Raw genomic sequence first — 19610 nt, forward strand, 5'->3', positions numbered from 1 at the left:
GGCGGAGTGTCGTTCGCCGCACAGACTAAAAAAGAATTGACGCTCGTGGAGTCCGATGGCTGCTGCGATATCTCCGAGTTGTCCGCGCTGATCCGCATGAACGGGTCGGTATCGCTGACCAACAAACGGATCGTGCTCGACATCTCGACGGAGAACGCGGCCATTGCCCGGCGTATCTATACCTTAATGAAGCGGCATTACTCCGTGCCGACCGAGCTGCTCGTGCGCAAAAAAATGCGGCTCAAGAAAAACAACGTTTATATCGTCCGCGTCCCGGCCGGCGTCGAGCAGCTGCTCGGCGACCTGAAGATCGCGAGCGCGGGATTTCAGTTCAACTCGGATATCGACAAGGACCTCGTGCGCAAGTCCTGCTGCAAAAAGGCCTACCTGCGCGGCGCATTCCTCGCCGGCGGATCCGTAAATAATCCGGAAGGCTCGTCGTACCATCTGGAGATCGCCTCCATGTACGAGGAGCACTGCAAGGCGCTCGTGGATCTCACGAACAAGTTCCATCTCAATGCACGGTGCATCGAGCGCAAGAAGGGCTTCATCCTGTACATCAAGGAAGGCGAGAAGATCATCGAGTTCCTCAGCATCATCGGCGCGCATCAGGCGCTGTTCAAGTTCGAGGACGTGCGTATCATGCGGGACATGCGCAACTCGGTCAACCGGATCGTCAACTGCGAGACCGCGAACCTGAACAAGACGATCGGGGCCGCCGTCCGGCAGATCGACAATATCAAGCTGCTGCAGAAGGAAGTCGGTCTCGAGAACATGCCCGACAAGCTGCGCGAGGTGGCGGAGATCCGCCTGATGCATCCGGACATGAACCTGAAGGAAGTCGGGGACATGCTGAAGGGGCAGGTCAGCAAGTCCGGCGTGAACCACCGGCTCCGCAAGATCGACGAATGGGCCGAAAAAATCAGGGGCGGCGCTTTATAAGCCTGTGGCACAACCAAGCGCTCTAATGCTATAATAGATAACAAACCATGTGCGGTGGGTCCCGTTCACCGGGACGAGAACAAAGACAGGGGGATTCGTTCCATGACGAGACAGCCGGTTGTTGTTCGGCTTAAGACGGGGCTTCACGCCAGACCGGCGGCCTTATTCGTGCAAGAAGCCAATAAATTCTCCTCCGACGTGTTCGTGGAGAAGGAAGACAAGCGCGTCAACGCCAAGAGCATCATGGGTATCATGAGTCTGGCGATCAGCTCGGGCACCGAAGTATCCATCAGTGCCGAAGGTTCGGACGCAGAGCAAGCTGTAACCGCTTTAGTCCAACTGGTCAGCAAGGAAGAGCTGGAGAATCAATAACAAGCAGATGCGCGAGCTCCCGGACGGGGGCTTTTTGCTTTTTCGGAACTATTTTTTGGTTGATCTGCAACCTTTTGCCTATAATAGCCGTTGAGTAGACAAACCTGAATATGGAGGGGTCTATAATGGGTAAAAGGACAGTGCAGGTCGCAGTACTCGCAGTCACGATGGCGGCGGCAGGTTGGTTCGGACAGGCGAAGCTGGGAGCTGATCAAGCGATGGCGGAAACGACGGCGGCCGTGCAGGCGGCAAGCGTCCAAAACGCGGTGACGGTAGGCGCGGAAGGCTCGATCAAGGTGGAGCCGGACGTCGCGTACTTGAACTTCGGCGTCGACGCGCGGGGCAAGACGGCGCAAGAGGCCCAGCAGGCTTCGGCGGCCAAGTTCGCGGCGGTCGAGAAGGCGCTGTTCGAGACGTTCAAGATCGATAAGAAGGACGTGCAGACGACGGGCTTTGGCGTGCAGCCGGAGTACAACTATACGGAGAAGGACGGCCAGGTGCTCAAGGGCTACCTCGCGACGCACTCGGTGCGCGTGACGTACCGCGATCTCGCAGGCATCGGCAAGCTGCTGGACGCCGTGTCGGCGGCGGGGGCGAACCGGGTTGACGGCGTGCAGTTCAGCACGGAGAAGCAGGATCAATACGAGCTCGAGGCGCTGAAGAAGGCGATGACGAACGCAGGCACCAAGGCATCGGTGCTGGCGACGTCGGCGAACCGAACGCTGGGGCCGGTCATCAATATCGTGCAGGGCAACGCGGCGGACGTACCGGTGATCTTCCAGAACGAATCGGCCGTGAAGTTTGCGCCAGCGTCCGATGCGGCGGGCGCATCCTCGTCCGTGCAGACCGGCCAGATCGAGATCTCGGCGAGCGTGACGGTGCAGTACGCGTTGAAGTAAACGATTGGACATCATTATGCGTCAATAAGAGCCGCTCTCCATCGGGGAGCGGCTCTTGCCGTGTACGAGATGGTCCTTGACTCTCCCCTTGGAGGAGGCCGTACGATGCGTTTATCACACAGGAGGTGTCCCATGAGATATACGGTCAAGGAAATGTCGGAGCTGTCCAAGGTAACGATCAAAGCGCTGCATCATTATCATAAGATCGGTCTGCTCGTGCCGGTCGAGGTGAGCGAAGCCGGGTATCGGCTGTACGGGCAAGACGAGGTCAAGCGGCTTCAGGAGATTCTGTTCTATCGGGAGCTGGAGTTTCCTCTGGAGGAGATCAAGCGCCTGCTCGACGAAGGGCAGGGCCGGCTCCGTATACTCGAAAGCCAGCAGGCGATCCTGCACGAGCGGCAGCAACGGCTGGAGCGGTTGTCCGTGACGCTGGAGGCTTCGATCGTCTCGGAGAGGGAGGGCGGATCGATGCCGGTCGCCGAATTGTTCGCGGGATTCGGTACGGCGGAGGAGTGGGAAGCAGCGCTGGCCGAGCAGAATAAGCATCTGAAGGAAACGTACGGCTTCGAACTCCCGGGCGCGGCCGCAATCGATCCCGATCGGCTGAACCGCCAGGCGGCGGAAGCCGCCCGGTTCATGGACGAGATGTCGCGCGCGCTGCGCGAGGGGCTGGCGCATGACGGCGCGGAGACGCAGGCTCGAATCGAGCGCCATCTCTCTGTCCAGCAGGAGGAGGGACTGCCGTCAAGCGTGGCCGCGTTCGCCGCCCAGTCCCGTTTTTTCCTAAGCGACGCATTCCACAGAGGAATGCTCGAGTCGATGCAGACCGGGCTTGCCTACTATCTCTGTCTGGCGGCGGAAGCATACGCTGAAGCGAAGGTATAATCAATCGTAACGCGAAAAAGCCTCCTTGCCCGCCGCTGGCGGTAAGGAGGCTTTGCTCGTGAGCGTCATATTAGGCTTTGAGGCGGTGCTCCAGGTTGCGTACCTCGATAGCGTCCTCGAGCAACTCGATGAATTCGTTGGACAAATTCATTTTTTTCGCTTCGCGGTAAACCTCGAGCAGATGCTCGTCCTTCAACGGACGGAGCAGCGAGGCCTTATCCTTAAGCGTACGTGCGATCATATGGCTTGAATCATCGTTAAAGTTATGAGTCGGCGGAAGCGGATTATCGGACATATGACGGGGCACCAGGTGCAAGGAATGATAGGATTGGTTCATGGTGATTCTCCTTTCCGACTTGCTGTCTAATTCCTATTCCATAGCAATATATGGAGGTAAATGGTACGTCTTGTGTTTATAGAATAACATGCAAGAGCGGATCCGAAGAGGGGGAACTCGAGTTGTTAAGTTTTGCTTGACAGACCTTCTTCATTGTGTTAACAATTCATCGTTTAAAAGGATAATCCGCCTCATTTTGAGACGGGATGGTTGTGATCGCCTCACAAGGGAGGGAACCTAATCTACAGTTGCTTACCCAATTAAAGTCAAGCTGAGCGGCATCGAAAGCGCATGGCTGATTCGCGCCGGCAACCGTTAACCATGACCCTTAACGATATTAGCCTTATCCAAGCAAGCCGACTCCGTCTGCCGGCATCGCAAAAGAACCGCCGGAGCATGCGCTCCGGCGGTTCTATTAAAACCATTAAACTTTCTCGATGACCTTGTCGACCAGACCGTACTCTCTTGCCGTCTCCGCTTCCATGAAGTTGTCGCGGTCGGTGTCCTTCTCGATGCGCTCGAGCGGCTGGCCCGTGCGTTCCGAGAGGATGCGGTTCAGCTTGTCGCGGAGCTTCAGGATGCGGCGGGCGCGAATCTCGATGTCGCTGGCCTGACCCTCGGCGCCGCCGAGCGGCTGGTGAATCATGACCTCGGCGTTAGGCAGCGCGAATCGCTTGCCCTTGGCGCCCGCGGCGAGCAGGAACGCGCCCATGGAGGCGGCCATGCCGACGCAGATCGTGGAGACGTCCGGCTTGATGTACTGCATCGTATCGAAGATCGCCATGCCGGCGGTGATGGAGCCGCCTGGGCTGTTGATGTATAAGTGGATGTCTTTCTCCGGATCTTCGGCCGCGAGGAACAGCATCTGCGCGATGATGGAGTTGGCGACCACATCGTTGACCTGGGTGCCCAGGAAGATAATGCGGTCCTTGAGCAGACGGGAATAGATGTCGTAAGCCCGCTCTCCTCGATTAGTCTGTTCGACGACCATAGGGACAAAGCTCATTGCGTGATCCCTCCTCGGGGTTGTGAATAGTGGTGTGGCGGTCCTGACTCCGACGTGTCCCGAAGGGGTGCGGATCGTCCGTGAATCCATTCTAATGGATCATGAACCCAATGTCAAAGAAAGTCAAACATTGGTCAAAAAAAGCGTCCGTATGGCACGGACGCGTCTGCTGTATCCTAAGTGTCGGCAAAATGCCTATTAAGCGAATATGGCGCGCCCGTAGGGAATCGAACCCCAATCTCAGGCTCCGGAGGCCTGCGTCATATCCGTTGGACCACGGGCGCATGTCGATAACAGCAAGATTCATTATATGCGATAGGGATAGGAAAAGCAAGGGCTTTGAAAAGGATTCGGACAGGGTATAAAGGGTACATGGTCTTCTCCTGTCTGCGTAAATGGTGATCGAATCGAAACGTCTTCCGGACTCCCTATCTTGGGCTTGCAACGCGCGGATGAATCCGATAAAATGAAAACAGGAAGTGGGACTTAAAATGTCACAGTGGGACTTAATCGGTCCCATGCCGTGATTCCCCGTCGCATTCCGGCCATAGTCATCCGGCAATCAAGGGAGAGACGGAAGAAGATGCGGAACATACTCGAGATTCAGAAGAAGCTGGTGCCCGACCTGATGCAGGTGCTGCAGAAGCGCTACGACATCCTGCGGCGCATCTCGGTCACCGGCACCGGCGGCCGGCGCACGCTGGCCGCCAGCCTGGATCTGACGGAGCGGACGCTCCGCGCCGAGCTTGACCTGCTGCGGGCCCAGGGGCTCGTCGAGGCCGGCGCCGCGGGCGTCAGCCTGACCGACCGGGGACGCCGCCTGCTCGAAGAGATGGAGCCGCTGGTGCGGGAGCTGTTCGGCTTGTCCGATCTCGAGACCGCGCTGCGCAAGCGGTTCGGCTTGAAGCAGGCGGTCGTCGTGCCGGGCGACTCGGACACCTCCGAGGAGGCCAAGCGCGAGCTCGGGCGCGCCGCGAGCAAGGTGCTGCGGCGCGTGATCGGACCCGGCGACGTCGTCGCCGTCATGGGCGGCACGACGATGGCGCGCATGGCCTCCCAGTTCTCGGTGCCGTCTCCGCTCCGCGACAACTGGTTCGTGCCGGCGCGCGGCGGCCTCGGCGAGAGCGTGGATTACCAGGCCAACACGATCGCCTCCGAGCTGGCCAAGCGGACGGGCGCCAGATACCGGATGCTGCACGTCCCCGATCATCTGAGCGAGGAAGCCTACCAGACGATCATGCAGGAGCCGAACGTGCGGGAGGTCGTGGACATGATCCGCAGCGCGCGTATCGTGATTCACGGCATCGGGGACGCTACGGCCATGGCTAGACGGCGCAAGCTCGACGCCGACACGGTGAAGGAGATTCTGCGGGACGGCGCGCTCGCAGAGGCGTTCGGCTACTACTTCGACCGCCAGGGCGCGGTCGTCCACCGCATGGCGACGGCGGGACTGCGGCTCGAGGACATCGAGGCCGCCGAGTCGGTCATCGGCATCGCCGGCGGACGCAGCAAGGGCGAGGCGATCGCCGCCGTCATGCGCTTCGGGCATGACGACATGCTCGTCACCGACGAGGCCGCGGCCGAAGAAGCGCTGAAGCATGCCGGCGTCTGACGCTGACGACGGCACCCCGGAATCGGCCCCCTGAGCCGGTTCCGGCCGATACAAGTGGTCTCGGCGCCCCGTGCGCCTGACATAGATCAAATTCTATTTTCAAAACCCAAGGAGGAACTATCAATGACGGTCAAAATCGGTATCAACGGCTTCGGACGCATCGGTCGCAACGTATTCCGCGCTTCCCTTAATAACCCTGAGGTTGAAGTGGTCGCCATCAACGACCTGACGGACGTTAACACGCTGAAGCACCTGCTCAAATACGACACGACGCACGGCAAGCTGAACGCGACGGTCGAAGCGGGCGAAGGCGCGCTGATCGTGAACGGCAAGACCATCAAAGTATTCGCGGAGCGCGATCCGGGCAACCTGCCTTGGGCTTCCGTCGGCGCCGAGATCGTCGTTGAATCCACGGGTATCTTCACGGCGAAGGAAAAGGCCGAGCTTCACCTGAAGGGCGGCGCGAAGAAGGTTATCATCTCCGCTCCGGCTACGAACGAAGACATCACGATCGTCATGGGCGTCAACGAAGACAAGTACGACCCGGCCGCTCACACGATCCTCTCCAACGCTTCCTGCACCACGAACTGCCTGGCGCCTTTCGCTAAGGTTATCAACGACCAATTCGGCATCGTCAAGGGCATGATGACGACGATCCACTCCTATACGAACGACCAAAGCGTACTCGACCTGCCTCACAAGGATCTGCGCCGCGCCCGCGCCGCAGCAGAGAACATCATTCCGTCCACGACGGGCGCAGCCAAGGCTGTATCCCTGGTTCTGCCTGAGCTCAAGGGCAAGCTGAACGGCATGTCGTTCCGCGTACCTACCCCTAACGTCTCCGTCACCGACCTCGTAGCCGAAGTTAAGGGCAACGTCACGGTCGACGAAGTCAACGCCGCGCTGAAGGCAGCCGCCGACGGCCCGCTGAAGGGCATCCTGAACTACTCCGACGAGCCGCTCGTATCGAGCGACTACAACGGCGACCCGGCTTCCTCCACGATCGACGCGCTGTCCACGATGGTCGTCGAAGGCAACATGGTGAAGGTCGTTTCCTGGTACGACAACGAGTGGGGCTACTCCAACCGCGTCGTAGACCTGGCTGCTTTCGTCGCTTCCAAGGGCCTGTAAGAGTTACTCTATAGAAGATTGAAGACGGCAAAGAGGAGACCTGGCGCTCCTCTTTCCGTCCGTACGGGCATCATCAGAAATCGGAGGGAGAGTCTGTCCTATGAACAAAAAGAGTGTCCGCGACGTTAACGTCTCCGGTCTGAAGGTATTCGTCCGCGTCGACTTTAACGTACCGGTCGAGAACGGCGCGATCACCGACGATACGCGCATCCGCGAAACGCTGCCTACGATCAAGTACCTGATCGAGGGCGGCGCGAAGGTTATTCTGGCGAGCCACTTTGGCCGTCCGAAGGGCGAAGTCGTAGAGGAGCTGCGCCTGACGCCGATCGCGGCGCGCCTGTCCGAGCTGCTCGGCAAGCCGGTAGCCAAGGCCGACGAAGCCGTAGGCGCCGCCGTTCAAGCTAAGGTCGACGCGCTTCAAAACGGCGACGTCCTGCTGCTCGAGAACGTCCGCTTCTACCCGGGCGAAGAAAAGAACGATCCGGAGCTGGCGAAGCAATTCGCGGCGCTGGCCGATCTGTTCGTCAACGACGCATTCGGCGCAGCTCACCGCGCGCACGCGTCCACCGAAGGCATCGCGCATCACCTGCCTGCCGTCTCCGGTCTCCTGATGGAGAAGGAGCTCGACGTGCTGGGCAAGGCGCTCAACAATCCAGAGCGTCCGTTCACGGCGATCGTCGGCGGCTCCAAGGTCAAGGACAAGATCGACGTCATCGACAAGATGATCGAGATCGCGGACAACATCCTCATCGGCGGCGGCATCTCCTACACGTTCTTCAAGTCCCAGGGCTACGAGATCGGCCAATCGCTGCTCGACGAGTCTAAGCTGGAGAAGGTCAAGGAGTTCGTCGAAAAAGCGAAGAAGCTCGGCAAGAAGCTGTACCTGCCGGTCGACCTCGTCATCTCCGACGACTTCCGGTCCGACAAGAACACCGAGATCGTCAGCATCGACGGCATCCGCGCCGACTGGGAAGGCGTCGACATCGGCCCGAAGACCCGCGAGATCTATGCGGAAGTCATCAAGAACTCCAAGCTGGTCGTCTGGAACGGACCGATGGGCGTATTCGAAGTCGAAGGCTTCTCCAAAGGCACGCGCGCGGTCGCGCAAGCCTGCGCGGACACGCCCGCGTACACGGTCATCGGCGGCGGCGACTCCGCTGCAGCGGCCGAGAAGTTCAAGCTGGCAGGCCAGATGGACCATATCTCCACGGGCGGCGGCGCGTCGCTCGAATTCATGGAGGGCAAGGCGCTTCCGGGTGTCGTAGCCCTGAACGACAAGTGAGGGTGAACCTATGAGCAGAACTCCGATCATCGCAGGCAACTGGAAAATGTTCAAGACCGTCTCCGAAGCGGGCGCCTTCGTGTCCGACGTGAAGGGCAAGGCGGAAGTCGCCGGCGTCGAGACCGTCGTCTGCGCGCCGTTCACGGCGCTGCCGGCGCTCGTCGAGGCAGTCAAAGGCACGTCGATCAAGGTCGGCGCGCAAAACATGCACTACGAAGACAACGGCGCCTTCACCGGCGAGATCAGCGGCGTCTTCCTGAAGGACCTGGGCGTCGACTACGTCATCATCGGCCACTCCGAGCGCCGGCAGTACTTCGCCGAGACCGACGAGACGGTGAACAAGAAAACGCACGCGGCGTTCAAGCACGGCCTGACGCCGATCGTCTGCGTCGGCGAGAAGCTCGAAGAGCGCGAAGCCGGCAAGACGGACGAAGTCAACCGCGCGCAGACGACGGCTGCGCTGGCCGGCCTGTCGGCCGAGCAAGCGGCCGAGGTCGTCATCGCTTACGAGCCGATCTGGGCGATCGGCACGGGCAAGTCGTCCACGGCGAAGGATGCCAACGACGCGATCAAGGCGATCCGCGGCGTCGTAGCCGAGCTGTTCGGCGCCGAAGCGGCCGCGAAGGTTCGCATCCAATACGGCGGCAGCGTAAAGCCGAACAACGTGGCCGAGTACATGGGCGAATCCGACATCGACGGCGCGCTCGTCGGCGGCGCCAGCCTGGAGCCGGCATCCTTCATCGCCCTCGTCGAGGGGGCGAAGTAAGATGGCCGCACCCAAGCCGGTCGCGCTCATCATTCTGGACGGGTTCGGCCTCCGCGAGGAGACGCACGGCAACGCCGTGGCCCAAGCGAACAAGCCGAACTTCGACCGTCTGTGGGCGACCTACCCGCATACGCAATTAACCGCCCAGGGCGAGGCCGTCGGCCTCCCCGAGGGCCAGATGGGCAACTCCGAGGTCGGACATCTGAACATCGGCGCGGGCCGCATCGTCTATCAGGACCTGACCCGGATTACCAAGTCGATCCGCGAGGGCGACTTCTTTGCCAACGAGACGCTGCTCGGCGCCGTGAACCATGCCAAGCAGACCGGCAAAAAGCTGCATCTGTACGGCCTCGTGTCGGACGGCGGCGTGCACAGCCATATCGCGCATCTGTTCGCCTTGCTGGAATTGGCGAAGCGCGAAGGCCTGTCCGACGTATATATTCATGCGTTCCTCGACGGACGCGACGTGGCGCCCGACAGCGCGGTCGGCTATCTGACCCAGCTGCAGGCCAAGATCGAAGAGCTCGGCATCGGCAAGATCGCTACCGTGCAGGGCCGCTACTACGCAATGGACCGCGACAAGCGGTGGGAGCGCGTGGAGAAGTCTTACCGCGCGATGGTATACGGCGACGGCCCGACGGCGGTCGATCCGATCCAGGCGGTCAAGACGTCGTACGAAGCGTCCGTATACGACGAGTTCGTGCTGCCGACGGTCATCGTCGGCACGGACGGCAAGCCGGTCGGACTCGTGGAGTCCGAGGACGCGGTCGTGTTCTTCAACTTCCGTCCGGACCGCGCGATCCAACTCTCCAACGTGTTCACGAACGAGGACTTCCGCGGCTTCGAGCGCGGCGAGGGACGTCCCGTCGGCCTGTACTTCGTCTGCCTGACGCTGTTCAGCGAGACGGTCGGCGGCTACGTCGCGTACAAGCCCAAGGAGCTCGACAACACGCTGGGCGAGGTGCTGGTGCAGCAGGGCAAGACGCAGCTGCGCATCGCCGAGACCGAGAAGTACCCGCACGTCACGTTCTTCTTCAGCGGCGGACGCGACCTGCAGCTGCCGGGCGAGACGAGGGTGCTGATCAACTCCCCGAAGGTCGCGACGTACGACCTGCAGCCGGAGATGAGCGCCTACGAGGTCGCGGACGCGGCGGTCAAGGAGATCGAGTCGGAGAAGCATGACGCGATCATCCTGAACTTCGCGAACCCGGACATGGTCGGCCACTCCGGCATGCTGGAGCCGACGATCAAGGCCGTCGAAGCGACGGACGCGTGCCTCGGCCGCGTCGTCGACGCGATCCTCGCGAAGGGCGGCGTCGCCGTCATCATCGCCGATCACGGCAATGCCGACATGGTCATCGACGATGCGGGCCGCCCGTTCACGGCGCACACGACCAATCCGGTCCCGTGCATCGTGACCAAGCACGGCGCGACGGTCCGCGACGGCGGCATGCTGGCAGACGTGGCGCCTACGCTGCTCTCGCTGCTGGAGCTGCCGAAGCCGGCCGAGATGACCGGCCGCTCGCTGCTCGCGCCGCTGGGCGAATAAGCGATAGCGCCAAAGTCATGGCGCAGATTCTTGCGGCCTTGCACGCGCTCGAACAGGTAAAATAACTGCATTTTAGCAGCTATTTTCCTCGGTTCGGCAGCTGAGGCGGAAATAAGTGCTAAAATGCAATTAATCCGCACTGCAGCGACGCAAACAGCTCGAACCGGCAGGAATAGCTGCACTTTGGCAGCTATCCTCCTGCGTTCGGCGGTTGGGAGCGCAAATAACTGCATTTTAGCAGCTATTCTCATTCTCGGCCGAGTGGGCTCAAGCGGGCGGGGAACGTACATTTAATTTGCATCACATGGGCAGCGAATGCCGCCTACAACTAAAACAAAACCAAGGAGTGTTCACTCAAATGACGATTATCTCTGACGTCTATGCACGCGAAGTACTGGACTCCCGCGGCAACCCTACGGTTGAAGTGGAAGTCCGCCTGGAATCCGGCGCGTTCGGCAGCGCCATCGTACCGTCCGGCGCTTCCACCGGCGCATACGAAGCCGTAGAGCTTCGCGACGGCGACAAGGACCGCTACCTCGGCAAGGGCGTCGAGAAGGCTGTCGACAACGTTAACTCCATCATCGCGCCCGAGATCATCGGCTACGACGCGCTCGACCAAGTCGCGATCGACCGCAAGATGATCGAGCTCGACGGCACGCCGAACAAGGCGAAGCTCGGCGCCAACGCGATCCTGGCCGTCTCGATCGCCGTCGCCCGCGCTGCAGCCGACGCGCTCGACCTGCCGATCTACGCTTACCTCGGCGGCTTCAACGCCAAGACGCTGCCCGTGCCGATGATGAACATCGTCAACGGCGGCGCGCACGCCGACAACAACGTCGACGTGCAAGAATTCATGGTGCTGCCGGTCGGCGCGCCTACGTTCAAGGAAGCGCTCCGTACGGGCGCCGAGATCTTCCACGCGCTGAAGGGCGTGCTGAAGTCCAAGGGCCTGAACACCGCCGTAGGCGACGAAGGCGGCTTCGCGCCTAACTTCGGCTCCAACGAAGAAGCGCTGTCCACGATCATCGAGGCCATCGAGAAGGCCGGCTACAAGCCGGGCGTCGACGTGTTCCTGGGCATGGACGTCGCTTCCACCGAGTTCTACAAGGACGGCAAGTACCACCTCGAGGGCGAAGGCAAGTCCTACACGTCCGCCGAGTTCGTCGACCTGCTCGCCAGCTGGGTCGACAAGTACCCGCTGATCACGATTGAAGACGGCTGCTCCGAGGACGACTGGGAAGGCTGGAAGCTGCTGACCGAGAAGCTCGGCGACAAGATCCAGCTCGTCGGCGACGACCTGTTCGTCACCAACACCGAGCGTCTGTCCCGCGGCATCGAGCAAGGCATCGGCAACTCGATCCTCGTCAAGGTCAACCAGATCGGATCCCTGACCGAGACGTTCGAAGCGATCGAAATGGCGAAGACCGCCGGCTTCACGGCCGTCATCTCTCACCGTTCCGGCGAGTCCGAGGACAGCACGATCGCCGACATCGCGGTCGCGACCAACGCAGGCCAGATCAAGACGGGCGCGCCTTCCCGTACGGACCGCGTCGCGAAGTACAACCAGCTGCTCCGCATCGAAGACCGTCTGGCAGGCTCCGCCGTATACGCGGGCAAGAAGGCGTTCTACAACCTGAAGAATTTCAAGTAAGCCCTGTCCTGCCCGAGCAGTCCCGGCGCCACGCGCCGCGGTTTTTGCCTATAGCATGATCGACCGATCCCCGGGGAACGCTGCCTTTACGGCCGTTCCTCGGGGATTGTTTGTTTTGTTTCATGCTATAATGATAGCCGTGCATCCAGACTGCGGGGGATCTCCCAAGTGAGAATCAGGAAAGTATATCGTAACTATTTTCAGAACAATCTGTTCGTAAAGGTCATCCTTGTCTTCGCCGTGATCGTCAATCTGACGATCATCGCGTTTTCTTATTTTTTGTTCCACTTCAGCTCGGCGTCCATCGTGCGGAGCGAGCTGAACGACCAGCGCGAGGCGATGGACCGGGTCAACCTGTACATGGAGCAGAAGTACGAATGGGTCCAGACCGTCGTGCAGGATATCTACCGGAACAACCTGCTCGCCGACAACGTATCGTACCTGCTGAGGCACTCTTACCAGGCCTATATCCAGTACACCTTGGGCGAGAGCAACGCGAACGGAAGGGCCAGCGCGGCCAATGCGCTGGAGTACTTTGGGAGCAAGCTCGGCACCGACTCCGATATCCGCAACATGATCCTGTACAGCGCCGACCAGCAGCTTATGTACGCGTACAAGTACGCCGGCAACCCGAAGCTGTACCAGACGAACGCCGCCCGCTCCTACATCCCGGACATCATGTCGCTCGAGGGTCCGAACGCTTCGACGCCGAACGTGTGGATCCGCAAGACGATCGGCCAGTGGGATACGCGCCTGTACTCGATGCGGAGCCAGATCAACGACAAAAGCACGCTTAAAAACGTCGGCCAGCTGGTCGTCTACTTCGACTCGGAGATGGTGCGCCAGTCGCTCCTGCGCAACTCTTCTCCATTCAAAGGCACGATTCTCGTCCTGACGCCGGACGGCAAGGTCATGTTCGACTCCTCGGGCAGGTATTACGGGCGCACCTATCCGTACATGGACGAGATCAACGCCTCCCAGGACACCGTCGACGCGGAGGAGCCCTCGTACATCTCGCGGCTGACGCAGAACGCGGCGGGCTATACCGTCGTCGGCATCGCGCCGAAGCGCGAGATCGCCGAGGCCTACGCGAGGCTCCGAAGCACGATTATTCTCGTAGGGGCCGTCTGCATCGCGTTCGCCGTCATGATCCCGTCCCTGCTCATCGTGAGCATCGCCAAGCGGACCAACAAGATCGTGCGGTTCATGAAAAAGGTGGAGGGCGGCGACTTGAACGTGCGCCTGCAGGACGCGCGCGAGGACGAGCTCGGACAGATCTCCCAGAGCTTCAACGAGATGGTGGAGGAGCTGAACCGGCGGATCGAGCGGGAGTACAAGGCGGAGATCCGCCTCAAACAGACGGAGCTGGCCGCGCTCCAGGCGAGGGTCAACCCGCATTTTCTGTACAACACGCTTGAAGTGATCCGGATGCGCGCGATGTCGCAGGGCGCGGGCGATGTCGGCGAGATGATCTACAGCCTGGCGGCGCTGTTCCGGAACTCCGTCCGGGGCGGCTCCGACAGCTCGCTGGGCGAGGAGCTCGAGACGTGCCGGCTCTATCTGGAGCTGTTCCGCATCCGGTACAAGGACAGGTTCTCGTACGAGATCGACTGCTCGCCGGCGTACGCCTCGGTCACGATCCCGAAGATGCTGCTGCAGCCGATCGTGGAAAATTATATCGTGCACGGCCTGGAAAGCGACCGCGACGACAACCGTATATCCATCGAGGTCGGCGCAAGCTCTCGTTCAGGAGCAAGCGACGGCGCGATTCAGATCCGGGTGTTCAATAACGGCGCCGCGATCGAGCCGGACAGGCTCGCGCAGATCCGGACGGAGCTCGATTATCCCGAGCAGGGCGAGAGCTCGTTCGGGCTGCGGAGCGTGCATGAGCGGCTGAAGCTGATGTACGGGCCGGCATACGGCATCTCGCTCGAGAGCGAGCACGGCAAGGGCACCTGGGTCACGATCGAGATCCCGGTGACGGATCAGGCCGCGGGGCCGGAAGGAGGATGATGGGATCATGTACAAGGTATTTATCGTGGACGACGAGCCGTTCATCGCCGAAGGCCTCATGGACGCGATCGATTGGGCCGCCTTCGGCCTGGAGGTCGTAGGGAGCGCGGAGAACGGGGAAGAAGCGCTCAGGCGCATCCGTCGGACGCCCGTGGATCTGCTGATTACCGACATCTCGATGCCCCGCATGAACGGTCTGAACCTGATCCGCGCCGCCCGCGAGAGCCGCCCGGACCTGATGGCGATCATCTTGAGCGGGTTCAACGAGTTCGATTACCTCAAGGAAGGCATGCGGCTCGGCATCGAGAACTACCTGCTCAAGCCGATCAATGTCAAGGAGCTGCACGATACGCTCGGCAATGCCGTCGAGAAGCTGAACAGCGTCAAGCCGGACGCGCTGCTGTCGCAATACAACGTTCAGATCATGAAGGACAATACGCTGTACCGGTGGATCTCCGGCCGGATCTCGGAGGCCGAGTTCAACGAGCGCGCCGCCCTGCTGGGCATCTCGCTGACGCTCCCGAGCGGCGTCATCGCCCTGATGCGATGGCCGGATGCGCTCTCGGAGGCGCAGGAAAAGGCGTTCGAACGCATCGTGCGCGCGTTCGAGGGAAGCGAGGACGCGTACCCTTTCCGCGATATGGACGGCGATATCGTCCTCGTGGCAGGCCTTCGGTCCGAGGAGGAGGGCAAGCGGGACCTGGTCGGCAGGCTGCTGCCGCTCCTCGGGCAAGCCGGCGCCGGCGAGGGGGCGAGACTCTCTCTCGGCGGCGTGCACCCGCTGCGGACGGAGATCGCGGCGAGCTACCGCGAGGCGAAAAAGGCCCAGGAATTCTTCATGATCTATCCGGAGCGGGCTTGGATCGACTACGCGGAGACGGAGACGTTCATCGGTGCGGAGCCGGCCGAATTCCCGATCGACTGGGAAGCCTACCGCAAGCTGCTGGTCGCCAGGGACAAGGAAGGCCTGTCGTCGGCCATCGAGGCCGACTTCGAGCGTCTGCGGCGCCTGGACGGCGTCACGCCGGCTTACCTGCACGAAGTGTCCGTGGAGCTCATCGTCCGATTCAAGATGGAGCTGAAGGCGATCAAGCACGCGGACGAGCCGGAGATGTTCTCCCAGAGCATCGGGCAAGCCTACGCGGCGACGGACTATGCGGAGCTCTCGCGGACGGTGCGGTCCGTCGCCGAGCGCTGCGTCGACTCTCTGGTGCAGGACAGCCGTAGCCCGGTCGTGCTGCAGGTGCTCGAGGAGATACACCGTCACTACGCGGACGAGCTGTCCCTGAAGCAGCTGGGCGTCCGGTACCATATTCATCCGGTGTATCTCGGACAGCTGTTCCAGAAGGAGACGGGCGAGAGCTTCACGGAATACATCAATAAATACCGGATCGAGCAGGCCAAGAAGCTGCTGAAGTCCTCCACGCTCAAGGTGCACGATATCGCCCGCCAGGCGGGCTATTGGGAGACGGGCTACTTTTACAAGCAGTTCAAGAAGTACGTCGGCATCTCCCCGACCGAGTTCAAAGGGCTGCGCTGACGCGCGCCGAACCCATAGGTATATCCGGACTGCCGCGTGGGCAGTCTTTTCTTTATTTTGAACAGCATTTCTTAGCTTTGTCTTCTATTTGAAACTGCTTTCATGAATTAAAGTTGAATTGTTGCTAAAGGGAAATGCATTAAAGGGAGGGTACAAGAAACATGAGTAAATTCAACAAAAAAGCCGGGCTGACGGCCGCGGCTACGGTAACGGCGCTGTCGCTCGCGCTGAGCGCTTGCGGGGGCAACGATGCGAACTCCGACAGCGCGTCGGACAAGCCGGTCGAACTGATCTGGTACACGATCGGCACGCCGCAGAAGGATGTCGACACCGTCATGGCGGAAGTCAGCAAGTACACCCAAGAGAAGATCAACGCCACGATCAAGATGAAGATGATCGACTGGGGCGACTACACGCAGAAGATGCAAGTGCTGGTCGCTTCGGGCGAGCCGATGGATATCATGTTCACTTCCGCTGGCGGCTTCGACTACGTGCAGAACGCCCGTAAAGGCGCGTTCCTCGAGCTGGACGAGCTGATTGAGAAGTACGGCCAAGGCATCAAGGACACGATCGATCCGGGCTTCCTGAGCGGATCCAAGGTCGACGGCCACAACTACGGCATCCCGGCGAACAAGGAGCTGCCGCAGCTCGAAGTATGGCGCTTCAACCAGAACCTGGTGGACAAGTACAAGCTGGACACGTCCGGCGTGCGCACGCTGGAGAGCCTTGAGCCGCTGCTCAAGACGATCAAGGAAAAAGAGCCGGGCATCACGCCTTTCGCCATGGATAAGAACTACGTGCCTTACGTGCCGTACGACTATCTCGTGACGAACATGCCGATGGCCGTCAAGCTGGACGGATCGGACCTGAAGGTCGTCGACATCCTCGAGACGAACGAGATGAAGCAGGCGCTGGACGTCATGCACAAGTACTACAAGGCGGGCTACGTAGCGCCTGAAGCCGCGACGACCGGCTCGACGCAAGATCTGATGACTTCCGGCAAGTGGCTGCTCGACCGCGCGCAAACCCAGCCGCTCGCAGAGACCTCCTGGTCGGCTTCCAACGGCTATCCGGTCACCTCGACGCCTGCCAGCGACGCAGTCATCACCAACACGTCGGTACAAGGCTCGATCATGGCGATCTCGGCCAACTCCGAGCATCCGGACAAGGCGATGGAATTCCTGAACCTGCTCAATACCGATCCGGTCCTCCGCAACATGGTCGACTCGGGCATCGAAGGCACGCACTACGAGAAGATCGACGACAAGCACATGAAGAATCTCGACGCTTCCCAGAACTACAACATGCCTTCGTACTCGCTGGGCAACAACATGCTGCTCTTCCTGAACGAGAACGATCCCGACGACAAGTGGGAGCAGTTCAAGAAGTTCAACGCGGAAGGCGTCGCCTCCCCGATCCTGGGCTTTAACTTCGACAGCACGAAGGTGTCCTCCGAGATGGCGGCCATCCAGAACGTCAAGGAGCAATTCTGGTCCTCGCTGATGACCGGCACGGTCGATCCGGCGACGTATCTGCCGAAGGCGATCGAGCAATTCAAGTCGGCCGGCCTGGACAAGGTCATCGCCGAGGCGCAAACCCAGCTGGACGCTTGGGTCGCAGCCAACAAAGCTTAATATTCGGACGTATATCGCGAGATCGGGCGGGTGAGCAATTCGCCCGGTCTTTCGTTCTTTTTTGCCGTATTCACAAATGACCATAGGAGGGAATGACGAACATGGTCGGATCGTTCTTCCGCTCGTTCAACCGCAACAAGGTAATGCTGCTCATGGTGCTTCCCGGCGCCCTTTGGTTCCTCTTTTTCTCTTATCTGCCGCTCGTCGGCACGATCGCCGCGTTTAAGGAATACCGTTTCAGCCGCCACGGCTTCTGGTACAGCCTCGTCCACAGCAAGAACGTCGGATGGGAGAACTTCAAGTTCCTCTTCAGCACGGACGCCGCATGGTCCATCACCCGCAACACGCTGTTTTACAATATCGCGTTTATCGTTCTCGGACTCGTATTCTCCGTAGCCCTGGCCATACTCCTGTCGGAGCTCGCGAACAAGAAGCTGGCCAAGCTGTACCAGACCGGCATGTTCCTCCCGTACTTCCTGTCGTGGGTCATCGTCGGCTACTTCGCGTTCAGCTTCCTGAGCATGGACCGCGGTCTGCTTAACCATACGCTCGATTACTTCGGCCTGGATGCCATGCAGTGGTACAACGACCCGAAGGTCTGGCCCTACATTCTAGTGCTCGTCTATCTGTGGAAATCGATCGGCTACAGCAGCGTCGTCTACCTGGCCTCGATCCTGGGCATCGACCGTTCGCTGTACGAGGCGGCGATGATCGACGGCGCGAGCAAGATGCAGCAGGTGCGCAACATCACGCTGCCGATGCTCAAGCCGATCATCATCATCATGACGCTACTCGCCGTAGGCAGAATCTTCTACGCCGACTTCGGCCTCTTCTATCAGGTGCCGCGCGACTCGGGCACGCTCTACTCGGTGACCAACGTCATCGACACGTACGTGTACAGAGGCCTTAAGACCACCGGCGAGATCGGCATGAGCACGGCTGCCGGACTGTATCAATCCGTCGTCGGCTTCGTGCTCGTCATGGTGTCCAACTACGTCGTGCGCAAGGTCGACAAGGACAGCGCGCTGTTCTAAATCCCTGATTCGAAAGGAGGGCGTACCCGGTGCCCAACGTGATGAGAAAGAAACGCAACTTCCACCAGGCATCGCCGGGTTGGAACATCGTGTTCAACCTGATCGCCGGCATATTCGCTTTTCTGTGCGTGTTTCCCTTCGTGTTCGTCGTCATCATCTCCTTCACCGAGGAGAAGACGCTGGCGACGGACGGATACCGCATCATTCCCAAGGCGTGGAGCCTGGATGCTTATCAATATATTTTCAAAACCGGCGATACGCTGCTGCGCTCCTATGGCGTCACGATCCTCGTGACGGTCATCGGCACGATCGTCAGCCTGGTGCTGATCTCGCTGTACGCCTACGCCGTGTCGAGGCGCAGCTTCGCGTACCGCCGCTTTTTCTCCCTGTTCGCGATCTTCACGATGCTGTTCAGCGGCGGCATGATCCCGACTTATATCGTCGTGACGCAGCTGCTCGGTCTGAAGGACAGCGTCTGGGCGCTGATCCTGCCGCTCGCCGTCAACGCCTTCTATATCATGATCCTGCGGACGTTCTACATCACCGGCATTCCCGACGCCATCGTCGAGTCCGGCAAGATCGACGGCGCCGGGGAATTCCGCATCTTCACCCAAATCGTGCTGCCGCTCTCGCTGCCGGGCCTGGCCACGATCGGCCTGTTCAGCACGCTCGGCTACTGGAACGACTGGTTTAACGCGCTGCTGTACATCGACGATCCGAACAAGGTGCCGCTCCAGGCGATGCTGATGCGGATCGAATCGAGCATGCAGTTTATCCAGCAGAACTCCGCCAACAGCTCCGTCAGCCTGGAGATTCTGCAGTCGATGCCGCAGGATACGGCCCGCATGGCCATGGTCGTGCTGGCGACGCTTCCGATTATTTTCGCTTATCCGTTTTTCCAGCGTTACTTCGTGCAGGGCCTGACGGTCGGTGGAGTTAAAGAATAAGCGGGATGTG

17 protein-coding genes and 1 tRNA gene are annotated in these 19610 nt (G+C 60.3%); 15 read left to right on the forward strand and 3 right to left on the reverse strand.

Going from position 1 to position 19610, the window contains the following annotated elements:
- Nucleotides 1-6 precede the first annotated feature (6 nt).
- From whiA to PQG80_RS11625, 4 genes are all read left to right on the forward strand, one after another.
- On the forward strand, nt 7-942 hold the full coding sequence (gene whiA, locus PQG80_RS11610; protein WP_271751495.1) for a DNA-binding protein WhiA: 936 nt from the start codon (nt 7-9) through the stop codon (nt 940-942).
- Nucleotides 943-1044: 102 nt separating this feature from the next.
- Nucleotides 1045-1314 carry an HPr family phosphocarrier protein gene (locus tag PQG80_RS11615; RefSeq protein ID WP_090117078.1) on the forward strand — a complete coding sequence of 90 codons (270 nt, stop codon included), beginning with the start codon at nt 1045-1047 and terminating at the stop codon, nt 1312-1314.
- Nucleotides 1315-1439: 125 nt separating this feature from the next.
- A complete protein-coding gene (locus PQG80_RS11620) occupies nt 1440-2213 on the forward strand; it encodes an SIMPL domain-containing protein (protein ID WP_271751498.1) in 774 nt (257 codons plus the stop codon).
- 132 nt (nt 2214-2345) lie between these two features.
- Nucleotides 2346-3098, forward strand: a complete 753-nt coding sequence (locus PQG80_RS11625) for a MerR family transcriptional regulator (protein ID WP_271751500.1) — start codon at nt 2346-2348, stop codon at nt 3096-3098.
- Nucleotides 3099-3168: 70 nt separating this feature from the next.
- On the opposite strand, the gene PQG80_RS11630 is transcribed toward PQG80_RS11625, so the two are convergent.
- From PQG80_RS11630 to PQG80_RS11640, 3 genes are all read right to left on the reverse strand, one after another.
- A complete protein-coding gene (locus PQG80_RS11630) occupies nt 3169-3339 on the reverse strand; it encodes a sporulation histidine kinase inhibitor Sda (protein ID WP_271751502.1) in 171 nt (56 codons plus the stop codon).
- A gap of 520 nt (nt 3340-3859) precedes the next feature.
- Nucleotides 3860-4441 carry an ATP-dependent Clp endopeptidase proteolytic subunit ClpP gene (gene clpP / locus PQG80_RS11635; RefSeq protein WP_090117073.1) on the reverse strand — a complete coding sequence of 194 codons (582 nt, stop codon included), beginning with the start codon at nt 4439-4441 and terminating at the stop codon, nt 3860-3862.
- A gap of 209 nt (nt 4442-4650) precedes the next feature.
- Nucleotides 4651-4725: transfer RNA gene (locus tag PQG80_RS11640), tRNA-Arg, on the reverse strand.
- 299 nt (nt 4726-5024) lie between these two features.
- On the opposite strand from PQG80_RS11640, the gene PQG80_RS11645 reads away from it, so the two are divergent.
- The 11 genes from PQG80_RS11645 (at nt 5025) to PQG80_RS11695 (ending at nt 19600) form a co-directional block, all read left to right on the forward strand.
- Nucleotides 5025-6053 (forward strand): sugar-binding transcriptional regulator, encoded by a 1029-nt coding sequence (locus PQG80_RS11645; protein ID WP_271751505.1) that lies wholly within the window; start codon nt 5025-5027, stop codon nt 6051-6053.
- Nucleotides 6054-6176: 123 nt separating this feature from the next.
- Nucleotides 6177-7184 (forward strand): type I glyceraldehyde-3-phosphate dehydrogenase, encoded by a 1008-nt coding sequence (gene gap, locus PQG80_RS11650; protein ID WP_271751507.1) that lies wholly within the window; start codon nt 6177-6179, stop codon nt 7182-7184.
- 100 nt (nt 7185-7284) lie between these two features.
- A complete protein-coding gene (locus PQG80_RS11655) occupies nt 7285-8466 on the forward strand; it encodes a phosphoglycerate kinase (protein WP_271751509.1) in 1182 nt (393 codons plus the stop codon).
- Between the two features lie 10 nt (nt 8467-8476).
- Nucleotides 8477-9232 (forward strand): triose-phosphate isomerase, encoded by a 756-nt coding sequence (gene tpiA, locus PQG80_RS11660; protein ID WP_271751511.1) that lies wholly within the window; start codon nt 8477-8479, stop codon nt 9230-9232.
- 1 nt (nt 9233) lies between these two features.
- The gene (gene gpmI / locus PQG80_RS11665) at nt 9234-10781 is read left to right on the forward strand and encodes a 2,3-bisphosphoglycerate-independent phosphoglycerate mutase (protein WP_271751513.1); all 1548 of its coding nucleotides are present in this window, start codon (nt 9234-9236) and stop codon (nt 10779-10781) included.
- Between the two features lie 358 nt (nt 10782-11139).
- The gene (gene eno / locus PQG80_RS11670; protein WP_271751515.1) at nt 11140-12432 is read left to right on the forward strand and encodes a phosphopyruvate hydratase; all 1293 of its coding nucleotides are present in this window, start codon (nt 11140-11142) and stop codon (nt 12430-12432) included.
- A 168-nt stretch (nt 12433-12600) separates the two neighbouring features.
- Entirely contained in the window at nt 12601-14445 is a 1845-nt protein-coding gene (locus PQG80_RS11675) for a sensor histidine kinase (protein WP_271751517.1), read from the forward strand.
- A gap of 7 nt (nt 14446-14452) precedes the next feature.
- The gene (locus PQG80_RS11680) at nt 14453-15985 is read left to right on the forward strand and encodes a response regulator transcription factor (protein WP_271751519.1); all 1533 of its coding nucleotides are present in this window, start codon (nt 14453-14455) and stop codon (nt 15983-15985) included.
- A gap of 161 nt (nt 15986-16146) precedes the next feature.
- A complete protein-coding gene (locus PQG80_RS11685) occupies nt 16147-17619 on the forward strand; it encodes an ABC transporter substrate-binding protein (protein WP_271751521.1) in 1473 nt (490 codons plus the stop codon).
- 101 nt (nt 17620-17720) lie between these two features.
- Nucleotides 17721-18653, forward strand: a complete 933-nt coding sequence (locus PQG80_RS11690) for an ABC transporter permease (protein WP_432432750.1) — start codon at nt 17721-17723, stop codon at nt 18651-18653.
- 41 nt (nt 18654-18694) lie between these two features.
- Nucleotides 18695-19600 carry a carbohydrate ABC transporter permease gene (locus PQG80_RS11695; protein ID WP_271751744.1) on the forward strand — a complete coding sequence of 302 codons (906 nt, stop codon included), beginning with the start codon at nt 18695-18697 and terminating at the stop codon, nt 19598-19600.
- Nucleotides 19601-19610 lie beyond the last annotated feature (10 nt).

This window comes from Cohnella rhizoplanae, assembly GCF_948329515.1.
GTDB lineage: Bacteria > Bacillota > Bacilli > Paenibacillales > Paenibacillaceae > Cohnella > Cohnella rhizoplanae.

What these genes read in the sequence shown, in the direction of transcription:
- PQG80_RS11625 (WP_271751500.1), top strand. Translation starts at nt 2,346, where the DNA reads ATGAGATATACGGTCAAGGAAATGTCGGAGCTGTCCAAGGTAACGATC.
- tpiA (WP_271751511.1), top strand. Translation starts at nt 8,477, where the DNA reads ATGAGCAGAACTCCGATCATCGCAGGCAACTGGAAAATGTTCAAGACC.
- PQG80_RS11630 (WP_271751502.1), bottom strand. Translation starts at nt 3,339, where the DNA reads ATGATCGCACGTACGCTTAAGGATAAGGCCTCGCTGCTCCGTCCGTTG.
- gpmI (WP_271751513.1), top strand. Translation starts at nt 9,234, where the DNA reads ATGGCCGCACCCAAGCCGGTCGCGCTCATCATTCTGGACGGGTTCGGC.
- PQG80_RS11655 (WP_271751509.1), top strand. Translation starts at nt 7,285, where the DNA reads ATGAACAAAAAGAGTGTCCGCGACGTTAACGTCTCCGGTCTGAAGGTA.
- eno (WP_271751515.1), top strand. Translation starts at nt 11,140, where the DNA reads ATGACGATTATCTCTGACGTCTATGCACGCGAAGTACTGGACTCCCGC.
- PQG80_RS11680 (WP_271751519.1), top strand. Translation starts at nt 14,453, where the DNA reads ATGTACAAGGTATTTATCGTGGACGACGAGCCGTTCATCGCCGAAGGC.
- PQG80_RS11645 (WP_271751505.1), top strand. Translation starts at nt 5,025, where the DNA reads ATGCGGAACATACTCGAGATTCAGAAGAAGCTGGTGCCCGACCTGATG.
- PQG80_RS11695 (WP_271751744.1), top strand. Translation starts at nt 18,695, where the DNA reads ATGAGAAAGAAACGCAACTTCCACCAGGCATCGCCGGGTTGGAACATC.
- PQG80_RS11685 (WP_271751521.1), top strand. Translation starts at nt 16,147, where the DNA reads ATGAGTAAATTCAACAAAAAAGCCGGGCTGACGGCCGCGGCTACGGTA.
- PQG80_RS11620 (WP_271751498.1), top strand. Translation starts at nt 1,440, where the DNA reads ATGGGTAAAAGGACAGTGCAGGTCGCAGTACTCGCAGTCACGATGGCG.
- PQG80_RS11690 (WP_432432750.1), top strand. Translation starts at nt 17,721, where the DNA reads ATGGTCGGATCGTTCTTCCGCTCGTTCAACCGCAACAAGGTAATGCTG.
- gap (WP_271751507.1), top strand. Translation starts at nt 6,177, where the DNA reads ATGACGGTCAAAATCGGTATCAACGGCTTCGGACGCATCGGTCGCAAC.
- PQG80_RS11615 (WP_090117078.1), top strand. Translation starts at nt 1,045, where the DNA reads ATGACGAGACAGCCGGTTGTTGTTCGGCTTAAGACGGGGCTTCACGCC.
- clpP (WP_090117073.1), bottom strand. Translation starts at nt 4,441, where the DNA reads ATGAGCTTTGTCCCTATGGTCGTCGAACAGACTAATCGAGGAGAGCGG.